Genomic DNA, 13,357 nt, shown 5'->3' with positions numbered 1-13,357 from the left:
TCGCAGAGAAATGTCGAGCGTGTGTCAATAACACGGCATCTACAACTCCTTTACGAACGACAAGCCTCTATTTTGGTGATAGGGAGTTTCCGCTATAGAGCCCCCCGATCTTGTCCTTCATAATGATTTACTTATGCAATTCAGGGTCCGACATATTCGGATCGTTATATTTCTCATGAGCCAAAACCGCGAACCGATTGACACTTATTTACTGCGCGTTCTTCACACCCTGTTGATCGAGCGCAGTGTGACGCGTGCGGCCGTCAAACTGAACCAGTCGCAGCCGGCGATCAGCGCGGCGCTGCGGCGCTTGCGCGACATCACCGGCGACCCGCTGCTGGTGCGCGGCAAATCGGGCATGGTGCCCACCGAATACGGACAGTCGCTGCTGGAGCCGACGCAGAACGCGTTGCGTGAAATCGAGCGCATCACCGTGCAGCAATCGAATTTCGATCCGGCCACAACGGTGCGCACCTTCCGCATCGGCTCGCCCGACTATCTCAATACGCTCTTCGTGCCCACGGTCGTCGAACGCTTCCGCCAGCAGGCCCCCAACGCGCAACTCGAACTGCATTCGCTCGGCCCGGCCTTCGATTACGAGCATGCGCTAGAAGACGGCAAGGTCGATATCGTCATTGGCAACTGGCCCGAACCGCCCGAGCAGCTCCACCTCTCGAATCTTTTCGTCGACCAGATCGTGTGTCTGGTGCGCAATACGCATCCGTATGCGAAACGCGGCCTCACGCTGGACCAATATCTCGGTAGCCCGCATCTCGCACCGACGCCCTATTCCGTCGCGCAACGGGGCGCCATCGATATGCATCTCGCGCGCGAGCGTCTCAAGCGCAATGTGGTCGTCACGATCCCGTACTTCAATCTGGCGCCGTACGTGCTGCTCAAATCGGATCTGATCTTTACGACGACGCGGTTGTTCGCCGACCATTACGCGGAATTCCTGCCGCTCACCGTGCTGGAGACGCCCATCGACTTCCCGCCGATGCAGTATTACCAACTCTGGCACGAGCGTACGCACTACTCGGACGAGGTACGCTGGCTGCGTAGCGTCATTTCCGACGCGACGCGTACACTACTCGAATCGCGTACGCAGCCGTAATTCGTTGATGCCTTTCTGGGTTGCACACCGGTTTTTACCGACGGAGCGGCCCCCACCGCTCCGCCGAACCGCACAGCAGCGTTCCTCATGCACAGGAACGCCCCCCGACTTCCCGTTTACCCATCGCCACGTGAAGGCCGGTTCACCCGAATCCTGAGATTGGGGTGAACCGGCCCTCAAGCCCCCTGCCATGAACAGAGGGCCGGTGTGGCAACGCCTTATCGGGAAGCCTCGGCCAGTTGCCGCGCCAGCGCGTTGTGACGCGTGACGAGCGACGGCAGATCAAGCGTCGCCAGACGCCCTTCGCGCACCACCACCCGTCCGTTCACCACGCTGTACGCAGCTTGTCCAGGATTACAGAAGACCAGCGCCGCCACCGGGTCATGCAGGCCACCGGCCATGCCGACGCCACGCGTGTCGAACGCCACGAAGTCCGCCGCCATGCCCGCGGCGAGCACGCCGATATCGTCACGGCCGAGCACGCGTGCGCCGCCCACCGTGGCGATTTCCAACGCCTCGCGCGCGGTCATCGCATTCGGGCCGAATCCCACGCGTTGGAGCAACAATGCCTGACGCACTTCGTTGATCATGCTGGCCGCGTCGTTCGATGCCGAGCCGTCCACGCCCAGCCCGACGGGCACGCCGGCGTCGCGCATCCGGCGAATCGGCGCGATGCCGGACGCGAGCCGCATGTTCGAGCACGGGCAATGCGCCACGCCCGTGCCGGTTTTCGCGAAGAGCGCGATACCCGCTTCGTCGAGCTGCACGCAGTGTGCATGCCACACATCGTGACCGACCCAACCCAGATCCTGGGCGTACTCGGCCGGCGTCATGCCGAACTTCTCCCGGCTGTAGGCAATGTCGTTGACGTTCTCCGCCAGATGGGTGTGCAGCGACACGCCGAAGTGACGCGCCATTGTCGCCGACTCGCGCATCAGATCGCGGCTCACGGAGAACGGCGAGCACGGCGCGACGACCACGCGCAACATCGCATAGCGGCCTTCGTCGTGATACGTCTCGATGAGGCGCCGGGTGTCCTTGAGAATGTCGTCCTCGCGCTCGACCACACGATCGGGCGGCAGGCCGCCCTGACTCTGCCCAACGCTCATGCTGCCCCGGCTCGCATGGAAGCGCATGCCGATCTCCGCCGCGGCCTCGATGCTGTCGTCGAGCTTGCAGCCGTTCGGATAGATGTAGAGATGGTCGCTCGACGTAGTGCAGCCCGAGAGCAGTAACTCGGCCATCGCCGTCTGCGTGGAGACGCGAATCATCTCCGGCGTGAGATTGGCCCACACCGGGTACAGGTTTGTCAGCCAGTTGAACAGTTCGCCGTCCTGCGCGGCCGGAATGGCACGCGTGAGGCTCTGGTACATGTGATGGTGCGTATTGACCAGACCGGGGATGACGACATGCCCGGCGAGGTTCAGCACTTCGTCGGCCGTATCGGGCAGCGTGTCGCTGGTGCCGACGGCCACGATCCGGTTGTCCTCGACGTACAGCCCGCCGCGGGCAATCTCGCGGCGGCCAGCGTCCATCGTCACGAGCACTTCGGCATTCTTGACGAGCAGCGTTTTCATCAGTGCGCCTCCAGCCCGATACCTGTGCCGTTCTTCTCGTCGTGGCCGTTTCCGTTGGCCAGCGGCGCCTTGAAGCCATTGAAGTAAGCGTTCAGAATCACGGCCGACAGCGTGGCGAGCAGAATCCCGCTGTGCAGCAACGGAGCAAGTTGTTCCGGCATCTTCGCGAAGAACTTGTTCGACGCCACCGGGATCATCGCCATCCCGATACTGATGGCAACGATATACAGGTTGTAGCGGTTATCCGTGTAGTCGACCTTGGACAGGATCTTGATGCCCGTGGCGAGCACCATGCCGAACATGACCACACCGGCGCCGCCCAGCACGAATTGCGGAATCGACGCGACCACCACCGACATTTTCGGAATCAGGCCAAACACAAGCAGGATCACGCCGGCCGACGCACACACCCAGCGGCTTTTCACGCCCGTCACGCCAACCAGACCGATGTTCTGCGAGAACGAGGTATGCGGGAAGGTGTTGAACAGCCCGCCGATCACCGTCGCCACGCCGTCGACACGCAGCCCCGCCACCAGCGCCTTCTCATCGACCGGCTTGCCGACGATCTCGCCGAGCGCCAGAAACATGCCCGTCGACTCGATGAAGGTAATCAGAATCACGATGGTGAGCGTGACGATCGCCCACGGATCGAACACCGGCATGCCGAAATGGAACGGCAGCACGACGTCGAACCACTTCACCTGATCGAGACCGTCGAAGTTCACTTTGTGCAGCATCAATGCGATAACGAAGCCGAAGAGAATGCCGAGCAACACGGCGATATTCGAGAAGAAGCCCTTCACGAAACGCGTGATCAGCAAAATGAAGATGAGCACCGCAAACGATACGCCCAGGTAGACCGGATCGCCGTAATCGGGGTTGCCCACACCACCGGCCGCCCAATTGATGCCCACGCCGATAATCGTCAGGCCAATGGAGGTAATCACGATGCCGGTGACGATGGGCGGGAAGAATCGTAAAAGTTTGCCGACAAGCGGCGCGATCAGCGTGCCGATGATGCCCGAGGCGATGGTCGCCCCGAAGATCCCGGGCAGCCCCAGCGACGGATTGGTGCCAATCGCGAGCATCGGTCCAACGGCCGCGAAGGTCACGGCCATGATGACCGGCATGCGAATCCCGAAGCGGCCCACGCCAACGCTCTGAATCAGCGTGGCGATACCGCAGCACATCAGATCCGCGGAAATCAGGAAGGCAATCTGATCCTTGGGCAAACCGAGGGCGCCGCCGATGATGAGCGGCACGGCGACTGCCCCCGCGTACATCACCAGAACATGTTGCAGGCCCAGCATGAACAGTTTTCCGATCGGCAGTCGCTCGTCGACCGGATCTACGGCATTGGTTGTCACACTCATTGCGTCTCCGTCCCTCGCGGGGCTGTTGTCTATTTTTAGGGTGACTCAATGGTGCAGGTCGACGCCTTTTGCGGCAAGACCATCAGGGCCTATAGTGTTTTTTTCAGGGAACGTATGCATGAATGCTTATGATGCATGCCGGGTTTTCCCCAAGAATGCACGTAACCATTGGACTTTCCGGACGAGTCGACTCGCGCTGCGATAACGCTTCATACGTACCACGTTATAGCCCGGATAACGCAAACGCATAGTGGTCCCCAAAACCCCGAACACGGTGCATGCTGCTCACGCTCAGCACCTCGACGTGCCCCGTTGATGTGCGTCATTTTTTTGTCTGGCGTGACACGGTATGTGCACGTTTTTATCTTTGTTATTGCGCCCGTTGCCCGGCCGCCATCTCCCTACAATGCACCCATCCATCACAGGAGACATCATGGGACGACTGACTACCCACGTACTTGATACATCGCACGGCAAGCCTGGCACGGGCATCCGTGTCGAGCTGTGGCGCGTGGACGGCGAACGCCGCTCGCTGCGCGACGTGCAAACGAATGCCGACGGCCGTTGCGACAAGCCTCTGCTCGAAGGCGACGAGTTCGTCGCGGGCGAATACGAACTGGTGTTCCACGCGGGCGACTACTTTGCCGCCCAGGGCGTGGAGGTGCCAACGCCGCGCTTCGTCGATCGCGTTGTGCTGCGCTTCGGCATTGCCGAGCCCGCCCAGCATTACCACGTGCCCCTTCTGGTGTCGCCGTGGAGCTTTTCCACGTATCGCGGCAGCTAAATCGCGAGCGTGAATGTCAGGCAGTTGAGGAGAACATAAGATGGAAGCGTTTATTACCGACTGGGTCAATCTGTTGCTGCGCTGGCTGCATGTGGTGGCGGCCATTGCGTGGATTGGCGAGTCGTTCTATTTCGTGATGCTGGACAACGGTCTGAAGCCGCCCAAGGCTGCCGAAGACAAACAGAAAGGCGTGTACGGCGAGATGTGGTCGGTGCATGGCGGTGGTTTCTACCACGCGCAGAAGTACCTGAACTCGCCGCCGCAGATGCCGGAAGCGCTGCACTGGTCGAAGTGGAAGTCGTACACCACGTGGCTCTCGGGCTTCGCGCTGTTCTGCGTGCTGTATCTGCTGCAACCGCAGACGTATCTGATCGACAAGAACGTGATGGATCTGCAACCGGGCCAGGCCGTGGGCCTCGCGGTGGCATTCCTGATCGGCGGCTGGTTCGTCTATGACTTCATGTGCCGCTTGCTGGGCAAGAACGAGCGCGTGCTGGGTATCGCCGTCGCCCTGTTCGTGGTGGCCGCCACGTACGCCACGACGCACATCTTTGCCGGTCGTGCCGCGTATCTGATCGTGGGCGCGATGATGGCCACGTCGATGTCCGCCAACGTGTTTTTCTGGATCATTCCGGGTCAGCGCAAGAGCGTGGACGCCCTCGCGAAGGGCGAAGTGCCGAACCCGATCTGGGGCAAGCTCGGTAAGCAGCGCTCGGTGCACAACACGTATTTCACGCTGCCGGTCGTGTTCATCATGATCAGCAACCACTATGCGTTCACGTACAGCAACCCGTATAACTGGGTGATCCTCACGATCATCATGGCCGCAGGGGCAATGATTCGTCAGTTCTTCGTGCTGCGTCACGCAGGCAAGAATCTGTACGCCCTGCCGATCGCCGGCGCCGCACTGCTCGCAGGCGTTGCCGTGTTCGCCGCACCGCGCCCCGCCCCGGCGCCGGCCGCCGGCGCTCACGGTGAAACCGCCGCCCCGGCCGTGAAGCTCTCGGAGATTGCGCCGATCCTCACGCAACGCTGCGCGACCTGCCACTCGGCCAAGCCGACCATGATGGGCAGTGCACCGGCAGGCGTGATGCTCGACACGCCCGCGGAGATCTCTCAGAACGCACAACGGATCTATCAGCAATCCGTGGCGCTCAAGTCAATGCCGCTGGGTAACGTGACGCAGATGACCGACGAGGAACGCCAGAAGATCGCCGCCTGGTTCAACGGCGGCGCACAACAATAACGGCGACGCCTGTCTTTCTTGCTGGACCCATGTTGGGGCGCTTCTGCGCCCCTTTTTTGCGCGACGGCTGATGACATCAGACGACGTTTCGGCCCGTCGCGCGGCGTTCGCCGTGGGCTACGAAAGCGTGCAGCAGTTCACTCGCGAACACCGCCGAATGTTCGGTTTGCCCTCGGGCAAGGACACCGAAACCGCCATTGGGGAACTTCGGCATAGGTACGCAGGTCTGTACTACGCGCCCGGCAGTCCGGGCGTGACGTTTTGTCAGGACGGCATCCGCCCAACCTTCCCATGACGTTCAACTACCGGCGCGATGCCTTTCCACGGCAGGCCCGTCACGCAAACAACACCATGAACTTCCTCGTCTTCTCCGCTTCGCGGCAAGGCGTCGTCTGGGTGCATCTGCATCAGGCGATGTTCCCTCCGTCCGATCTGTCTGCCTGACAACGTCTCTCGCGCACTGATGCTGCGCGTGATGTGTCGGGCGGGACGGGTGCGCCATCGCTTGCGCGCGCCCGATCAATCTCCCATTCGTAAGTTTTCGATGTGCAAGCCACGGTGAGCTGCGTCCCGACACGACGCGGCGATATGTCATCGGGGGGACCATGTCTCATTCCACTTTCTGCCAATCCACGCAGGGCGTCAGGACGTCGCTGCTCAAACAATTCACTTCACTCGCAATCCCGACCATTCTTTCCGGTTGGGTGTACACCGTCTACACGCTGATCGACGGGATCTTCATCGGCCGATACGCCGGCGAACAGGCCTTGGCCGCGCTCAACCTCGTTGTGCCGCTGTTGTACGTGCCTTACGCGTTCAGCGTGATGGCGGGGGTGGGCGGCGCCACGCTCATTGCCCGTCTGCTTGGCGAGGGACGGGAGGCCGAAGCGCGTCGTGCGTTCTCGCAGGTGCTTTGGATCATGCTCGCCTTCAGCATTGTGATGAGTGCCGGCGTGCTGGGCTTGCGCCACGAAATCGCCGCCGCGCTCGGTGCAGAGGGTCCGATCACGCAAGACGTGGTGGACTATCTGTCGGGCTGGGGCTGGTTCGTGCTCTTCTCCAACGGTCTTTATGCGCTGGAGCTTTTCCTGCGCGTGGAAGGTGCACCGGCCGCGCGCTTCGGCCTGTACGCGATGTTCATGGGTGCGCTCGCCAACGTGGGACTGGACTATTGGTTCATCGCCGTGAAGGGAATGGGCATGTACGGCGCCGCTCTCGCCACGGGCTTGTCGATGATGGTCTCCAGCAGCGTGATGCTCGCGTATCACTTCGTGCTGGCCAGACACGTGGTGCCCGCATGGCGCGCGTTCGGCAAGGGCGAGGTCCACGTCTGGCGTGCGATGTACAACGGCGCGTCGGAGTTTCTCGGAGCGATCGCGCCGGCGGTGACGGTATTCGCGTTCAACCGCGTAATTCTGTCGAACTTCGGTGAAACCGGGCTGGCGGCCTACGCCATTCTGGAGTACATGACACTCGGCGCCTCGGTCACGATGGTCGCGCTGGTGCAAAGTATGCAGCCGATGATCAGCTTCTATCGTGGCGCGCGTGACCTGAAGGCGCTGCGCGAGTCGTTCCGGCTGGGCGCGATTGCAGTGACGGGCTTCTCGGTGCTGGTGGCTGTTGCGATGGCAACGCTGGCTCGTCCACTCACGTTCCTGTTCCTGCCTGCGGGCATTCAGGCGTGGTCGATTCTCGAGCACGCCGTGCTCTGGTACGCGCTGGCGTTTCTGCCGGCCGCCGGAAATCTGATCGTGGCGGGTTTTCTGACCGCCGTGGAAGCGCCGGGCCCGTCGGCAGCCATCGCGATGCTGCGAAGCTGGGTAGTGTTGCTGGGCATTCTGTGGTTGCTCAACGTCTGGCTCGGCGGCGCGGCCATCTGGTACACGCTGCTGATTACCGAAGTGCTGACGCTGGCGATCAGCGCATGGCTGTACTGGCGGAGTCACCGCAGCGAAGCGTTGCTGGCACCGGCAACGTCTGGCTAACGCGCAGGCGCAACGCAAAACGGCGTGACTTCGTAGTCACGCCGTTTTTTCATTGTGACGCTGCGAAAGCTCAGCTCGGCATCTTCAGCGAGAAGGTTTGCGCGAGCGACTGGACGTTGGCCTCGTCATCGGCACCGGGCGCGCCGTCGGGCGGCGTGGCACGCGGCGGCGGCAAGGCGGACACGCCAACGTCGCCGGCGGCCCATTGCGGCTCGGGCAGTTCGTCGAACACCTGACGCAGTCGCGAGCCCCACGTGTCGTGAATCATCTTGTAGTAGACGTTTTCGTCGTCGAGCGACGCGAAACGCGTTACGCGCAGGCTGTCTTCTTCGTAGACGAGCAGATCGAGCGGCAGCCCCACGGAGACGTTGGAGCGCAGCGTGGAGTCCATGGAGATGAGCGCGCATTTGGCCCCATCGTCGAGCGATGTGGCGGGCGTGACGAGCCTGTCGATGATGGGCTTGCCGTATTTGGACTCGCCGATCTGGAAGTACGGATTGACGGACGACGCTTCGATGAAGTTACCCGCCGAGTAGAGTTGGAACAGGCGACTCGGCGTGCCGGCGATTTGTCCGCCGAGCAGGAAGCTGCAGTTGAAGTCGACGCCGAAGGCTTCGAGCGCCTTGGCGTCGCGCGCGTAGACATCGCGAATGGCCTGGCCCACAACGCGCGCAACGTCGCTCATGGTCTTGGCGGTCCACAGGGTGTCGGTATCGCGCGCTTCGACGAGTTGCTGGCGCACGGCCTGCGTAAGCGCGAGGTTACCCGCGGAGAGCAGCACGAGCACGCGCTCGCCCGGACGCTCGAAGACGAGCATCTTGCGAAAGGTGCTGACGTGGTCGACACCCGCATTGGTACGGGTATCGGAGAGAAAGACGAGCCCGGCATCGAGCTTCATGGCCACGCAATACGTCATGTCGTTCCTGTCTTGCCAAACGAGGCACTCAGCCTCGTCATGTTGAAATCTATTGTTGTTGATCGGGCGACACGGTCTCGACGGTCACGGACACGTGCAGCGCTTCGGTCGCCCCGCCGCTGCGCATGCCTCTGACGGGCGCCGCGGACTCGTAATCGCGCCCCACGGCCAGCCGGCAGTAGTTGCCACTGGCGAAGCACGCATGGGTGACGTCGACGCTGACCCACCCTGCTCCCGCCACCCAGACGTCGACCCACGCGTGGCTGGCCGCGTGCGGCACGTCGCCCGGATCGATGTATCCGCTAACGTACCTTGCAGGCACGCCCCGCGCCCGGCACACGGCGAGCATGAGGTGAGCATGGTCCTGGCAGACGCCCCGCCCCAGCGCCAACGCCTGTGCGGCGGTGCTGGTGACGGCGGTAATGCCAGACTCGTAGTCGACGTTTTCGCAGATGGACGCGGCGAGCGCGAGCAGTTCGCCCGGCGTGGTCACGCCAGCGGCGGCGGCCAGTGCGTCGATGCCGTCGCTGCGTCCGGTCAGCGGTGTGGGGCTGGCGAAGGATAACACTGGGACGGCGTGGCTCGTCTCCCCGAGCTTGCCGTCGACGAGCGGCACGGTTTCGATTTCGCCCTCGGCGAGCAGATGGATTTCGTTGTGCGGCTGGTGCAGCACGAGGGTGTGCATGTCGTTTCCGTAGGCGTCGCGCGCGGGCGTGAGTTTGCCCGGCGCACTGAGCCGCCAATGTACGACGCGCTGCACTTGGGACGCCGCGGGCGTGAGCCGGAGCTGCTGAATGGTGTAGCGCACCGGCGTGTCGTAGCGGTAGGTGGTGTCGTGGCGGATGGTGAGGCGCATGGCGTCAGGCGGCGAGCGGGATCAGGAATGTCTGGCTGATCTTGTTGCCGAGCACGGACACTCGCTCGAGAAACTCGGTCAGGACGGGGTGCAAGCCTTGTTGCTGGATTTGCTGGATGTCGGTGTATTTGAGTTCGGACTGGAGTTTCCCGGCGTATCGTTCAACGTCGCCGGACTGGGCATTGGAGAGTGTGGCGAGGTTTTCGCACACACCCGTGAGCGACGCGAGCAATGAGCGCGGCATATGGGCGTTGAGCATGAGCAGTTCGACGACGCGCTCGGGGGTGATGACGTCCCGGTAAACTTTCCGGTAAATCTCGAACCCGGACACGCTGCGCAGCACGGCGGACCAGTAGTAGAAGTCTGTCGGATGCGAGGGGTCCGGCCCGGCTTTGTGCGCGGCTTCGTGAAAGCGCACGTCGAGGATACGCGCGGTGTTGTCGGCGCGCTCAAGGAAGAGGCCGAGACGGGTGAAGTAGAAGGCATCGTCCTGAAACAAGGTGCCGAAGCTCACGCCGCGCGAGAGGTGGGAGCGCACTTTGACCCACTCGAACAGATGAGCGGGGTCGCGCTCGAGCAGGTCGAGCATGCGAGGGAATTCGAGCCAGGTGCTGTTGACGGTCTCCCACAGTTCGGTGGTCAATGTGCCCCGCACGGCGCGGGCGTTTTCTCGCGCGGCCGCCAGGCAGCAGGCGATGCTGGACGGGTTGTCCCGGTCGCGCACAACGAAGTCGAGCACGTTGGCCCGTGTGGCGCGCGCATGTTTTCGATTGAAGGCGGGTTCGAGCTCGGAGATGCGCAAGGTGGCGCGCCATCCGGCTTCGTTGTCGATGCCACCCGCGAGCGCATGCGCAATATCGGTGTCGTCTTCGTCGTCGATGGGGTCTTGCGGGAGCAGCAGGTTTTGCAGGTTGACGTCGAGCAGGCGCGCAGTATTCTCGGCCCGCTCCATGTAGCGAGCCATCCAGAATAAGTGGTCGGCGGTACGGCTGAGCATGATCTCTTCCCGATAGGTTGTCTGTTATCTCTGACTAGCGCCGCTTATTTCTCCAGAACCCAGGTGTCTTTGGTCCCCCCGCCCTGCGAGGAGTTGACGACGAGCGATCCCTCGGTGAGCGCCACGCGGGTGAGGCCTCCCGGCACCATGGTCACACCTTTGCCGGACGACAGGACGAAGGGTCTCAGGTCGATGTGGCGTGGCGCAATACCCGCTTCAACGAAGGTGGGACACGCGGACAAGGCTAAGGTGGGCTGGGCGATGTAGCCGTCTGGCTTGGCAATGAGCCGCTGCCGGAAGGCTTCGATCTCGGCCTTGGTGGACGCAGGCCCAACGAGCATGCCGTAGCCGCCCGCCCCGTGAACTTCTTTGACGACAAGCTCGCCGAGGTTGTCGAGGGTGTACGCCAGTTCGTCCGGCCGGCGGCACTGGTAGGTCGGCACGTTGTTGAGGATGGGCTTCTCCCCAAGGTAGAACTCGATCATGTCGGGCACGAAGGGGTAGATGGATTTGTCATCGGCCACGCCGGTGCCGATGGCATTGGCCAAAGTGACGCGTCCCGCCCGGTACACGCTCAGCAAGCCGGGCACCCCGAGGGTGGAGTCGGCACGGAATGCAAGCGGGTCAAGGAAGTCGTCGTCGATTCGACGATAGATGACGTCGACTCGCTTGGGACCGTTGGTGGTCCGCATGTAGACGAGGTTGTCTTCTACGAAGAGGTCTTGGCCTTCGACGAGTTCAATGCCCATCTGTTGAGCCAGAAAGGCATGCTCGAAGTAGGCGGAGTTGTATATGCCCGGGGTCATGACAACGACGGTGGGATCGTCAACGCCAATGGGCGCCACTGCGCGCAGGTGGTCCAGCAACAGATCCGGGTAATGCTCTACAGGCGCGATTCGGTTTCTCGCGAACAACTCTGGAAATAACCGCATCATCATTTTGCGGTTCTCCAACATGTATGACACCCCGGACGGCACTCTCAGATTGTCCTCAAGCACGTAGAACACGCCGTCGTCGCCGGTTCCCGCTCTCACAACGTCCACCCCCGCAATATGGGAGTAGATGTCGCCCGGAACGTCGACGCCCTGCATCTCAGGACGATATTGCGCATTCTTCAACACCTGCTCAGCCGGAATGACACCCGCGCGCAAGATGTTCTGCTCATGGTAGACGTCGTGTATGAACCGGTTCAACGCCTCTACACGCTGACGCAACCCAGTCTGCAAGGTCTGCCACTCATGCGCCGGGATGATTCTTGGAATCAGGTCGAAGGGGATGAGACGCTCGGTGCCCGCCTCGTTTCCATAAACAGCAAATGTGATCCCCACGCGCCGGAACGCCAGATCGGCCTCGGCTCGCTTGTGGTGCAAGACATCGTCCGGCTGACATTTGAGCCAATCGTCAAACCGCCGATAGTGCGCGCGCGTCGCACCCGTGATGCTCGCCATTTCGTTATAGCTCTCGACCATACGCTTCTCCGCAGATTGCCGTGTCGAGATCGAGCAATATCCATGCCCGAGCTGTTTTTCACCCTTTTGACTCCCCTCACGCACGCTTTCGGTGCCACCCTCCTCCGTTACCGCACCACGCAGGGGATTCCGGAAGTATAGGAGTTGGTTTTCCCCTCAGTCGAGTGTGTTTACCCCTCTGGTTTTACCCCTCTGGTTTGTTTTCTTTTCTGATGCCTCTGGCTCCCCCCCCCCCTTGAAACCTCCCCCCTGACGGACCGGAGCCCCTTTCCGCCGCTCAGACATAAACCCAACTCGCCGCAGAAAGGGGCCCCGGTCCGTCTCCCTCCTCTCCCCCAGTCCCTCAACCGACACCGCCCGCTTCCCACCCCCTATCCCACCCCCACGTCCCGTCGACACCGCTCTCATCCAGCGCCATCGCGACGCCACAGCCGCCCCGCACGTGCTCCGCAACTGCTGCGGGACGGCCGTGCCGTCGCCCACACGCCTCCTGTCCCTCCCCCCGCCTCACCCCCCATCTTCCACACGCTTACTTCGTTTTCTCCCCCCCCAATGCAAAACGCCGAGCGTCTGCCCGGCGTCTCCGCTTTTTCTCTCGGTATTTCTCTGCCTACGCTGCCTTCTGTGCCAGCCGCACTGCGTCCAACCCCGCCTGCGTCAATTCATACACGCCCGGCAAATCCTGCTCGTCACAGTTGTGACCCTCGCCACCCCGGTCGACGACCACGAAGTCGCTCACCTCATCCAACGCCAACAACGGATGATGCCACACGCCTCTCGCGTAGTTCACGCCCTGCCAGCCATCGGAGACGAAGGCCCGCATCTTCCCAACGTCCAACTCGCCCGCCGGCGCCACAACCACCAGATACGGCGTGCTCTTCAACGGAATGAACGCCTGACTGCCCAACGGGTGACGCTCCAGCATCGTCACCTCGTACGGCAACACTCTGGGCTGACCCCGGAATACGTTGACCAACGTGCGGCCACCCTCCGGACCCAAATCGACTGTCGCCAGATCGTGAAACCGCTCGGTCGTCCCA

General features: G+C 62.1%; 12 protein-coding genes. 5 read left to right on the top strand and 7 right to left on the bottom strand.

The genetic code is table 11. The features are described 5' to 3' along the window. Positions 1 to 175: 175 nt before the first annotated feature. The gene (locus tag ACIPHM_RS00060) at positions 176 to 1,114 is read left to right on the top strand and encodes a LysR substrate-binding domain-containing protein (protein WP_400322989.1); all 939 of its coding nucleotides are present in this window, start codon (positions 176 to 178) and stop codon (positions 1,112 to 1,114) included. Positions 1,115 to 1,332: 218 nt separating this feature from the next. Here the strand turns inward: ACIPHM_RS00060 and ACIPHM_RS00055 are convergent, their stop codons facing one another. Next, positions 1,333 to 2,691 carry an 8-oxoguanine deaminase gene (locus tag ACIPHM_RS00055; RefSeq protein WP_400322987.1) on the bottom strand — a complete coding sequence of 453 codons (1,359 nt, stop codon included), beginning with the start codon at positions 2,689 to 2,691 and terminating at the stop codon, positions 1,333 to 1,335. After that, positions 2,691 to 4,064: a nucleobase:cation symporter-2 family protein gene (locus ACIPHM_RS00050; RefSeq protein ID WP_400322984.1), complete on the bottom strand. Its 1,374-nt coding sequence runs from the start codon at positions 4,062 to 4,064 to the stop codon at positions 2,691 to 2,693. The genes ACIPHM_RS00055 and ACIPHM_RS00050 overlap by 1 nt, the downstream gene beginning before the upstream one ends. Positions 4,065 to 4,497: 433 nt before the next feature. On the opposite strand from ACIPHM_RS00050, the gene uraH reads away from it, so the two are divergent. The 4 genes from uraH to ACIPHM_RS00030 all read left to right on the top strand — a co-directional run bounded on the left by uraH (position 4,498) and on the right by ACIPHM_RS00030 (position 8,079). After that, positions 4,498 to 4,848, top strand: a complete 351-nt coding sequence (uraH, locus tag ACIPHM_RS00045) for a hydroxyisourate hydrolase (protein WP_400322981.1) — start codon at positions 4,498 to 4,500, stop codon at positions 4,846 to 4,848. A 40-nt stretch (positions 4,849 to 4,888) separates the two neighbouring features. Further along, positions 4,889 to 6,094: a urate hydroxylase PuuD gene (locus ACIPHM_RS00040; protein WP_400322978.1), complete on the top strand. Its 1,206-nt coding sequence runs from the start codon at positions 4,889 to 4,891 to the stop codon at positions 6,092 to 6,094. A gap of 70 nt (positions 6,095 to 6,164) precedes the next feature. Then, positions 6,165 to 6,389 carry a hypothetical protein gene (locus ACIPHM_RS00035; RefSeq protein WP_400322975.1) on the top strand — a complete coding sequence of 75 codons (225 nt, stop codon included), beginning with the start codon at positions 6,165 to 6,167 and terminating at the stop codon, positions 6,387 to 6,389. Positions 6,390 to 6,699: 310 nt separating this feature from the next. Then, a complete protein-coding gene (locus ACIPHM_RS00030; RefSeq protein ID WP_400322972.1) occupies positions 6,700 to 8,079 on the top strand; it encodes an MATE family efflux transporter in 1,380 nt (459 codons plus the stop codon). A gap of 70 nt (positions 8,080 to 8,149) precedes the next feature. Here ACIPHM_RS00030 and ACIPHM_RS00025 read toward each other — a convergent pair whose 3' ends face one another. The 5 genes from ACIPHM_RS00025 to ACIPHM_RS00005 all read right to left on the bottom strand — a co-directional run. Beyond that, complete coding sequence (locus ACIPHM_RS00025) at positions 8,150 to 8,995, bottom strand: peptidase (protein WP_400322969.1); 846 nt, start codon at positions 8,993 to 8,995, stop codon at positions 8,150 to 8,152. Positions 8,996 to 9,044: 49 nt separating this feature from the next. Further along, entirely contained in the window at positions 9,045 to 9,851 is an 807-nt protein-coding gene (locus ACIPHM_RS00020; RefSeq protein ID WP_400322966.1) for a transglutaminase domain-containing protein, read from the bottom strand. 4 nt (positions 9,852 to 9,855) lie between these two features. After that, a complete protein-coding gene (locus tag ACIPHM_RS00015; protein WP_400322963.1) occupies positions 9,856 to 10,848 on the bottom strand; it encodes an alpha-E domain-containing protein in 993 nt (330 codons plus the stop codon). A gap of 44 nt (positions 10,849 to 10,892) precedes the next feature. Continuing rightward, the gene (locus ACIPHM_RS00010) at positions 10,893 to 12,317 is read right to left on the bottom strand and encodes a circularly permuted type 2 ATP-grasp protein (protein ID WP_400322961.1); all 1,425 of its coding nucleotides are present in this window, start codon (positions 12,315 to 12,317) and stop codon (positions 10,893 to 10,895) included. A gap of 610 nt (positions 12,318 to 12,927) precedes the next feature. Next, positions 12,928 to 13,357, bottom strand: a 430-nt coding sequence (locus tag ACIPHM_RS00005; RefSeq protein WP_400322958.1) for an ureidoglycolate lyase, incomplete at its 5' end; no start/stop codon positions are given.

It is taken from the genome of Pandoraea sp. NPDC087047 (genome assembly GCF_044745225.1).
Lineage (GTDB): Bacteria > Pseudomonadota > Gammaproteobacteria > Burkholderiales > Burkholderiaceae > Pandoraea.
The sequence above is the reverse complement of the archived record's forward strand: the minus strand, read 5'-3'. Positions and strand labels throughout refer to the sequence as shown.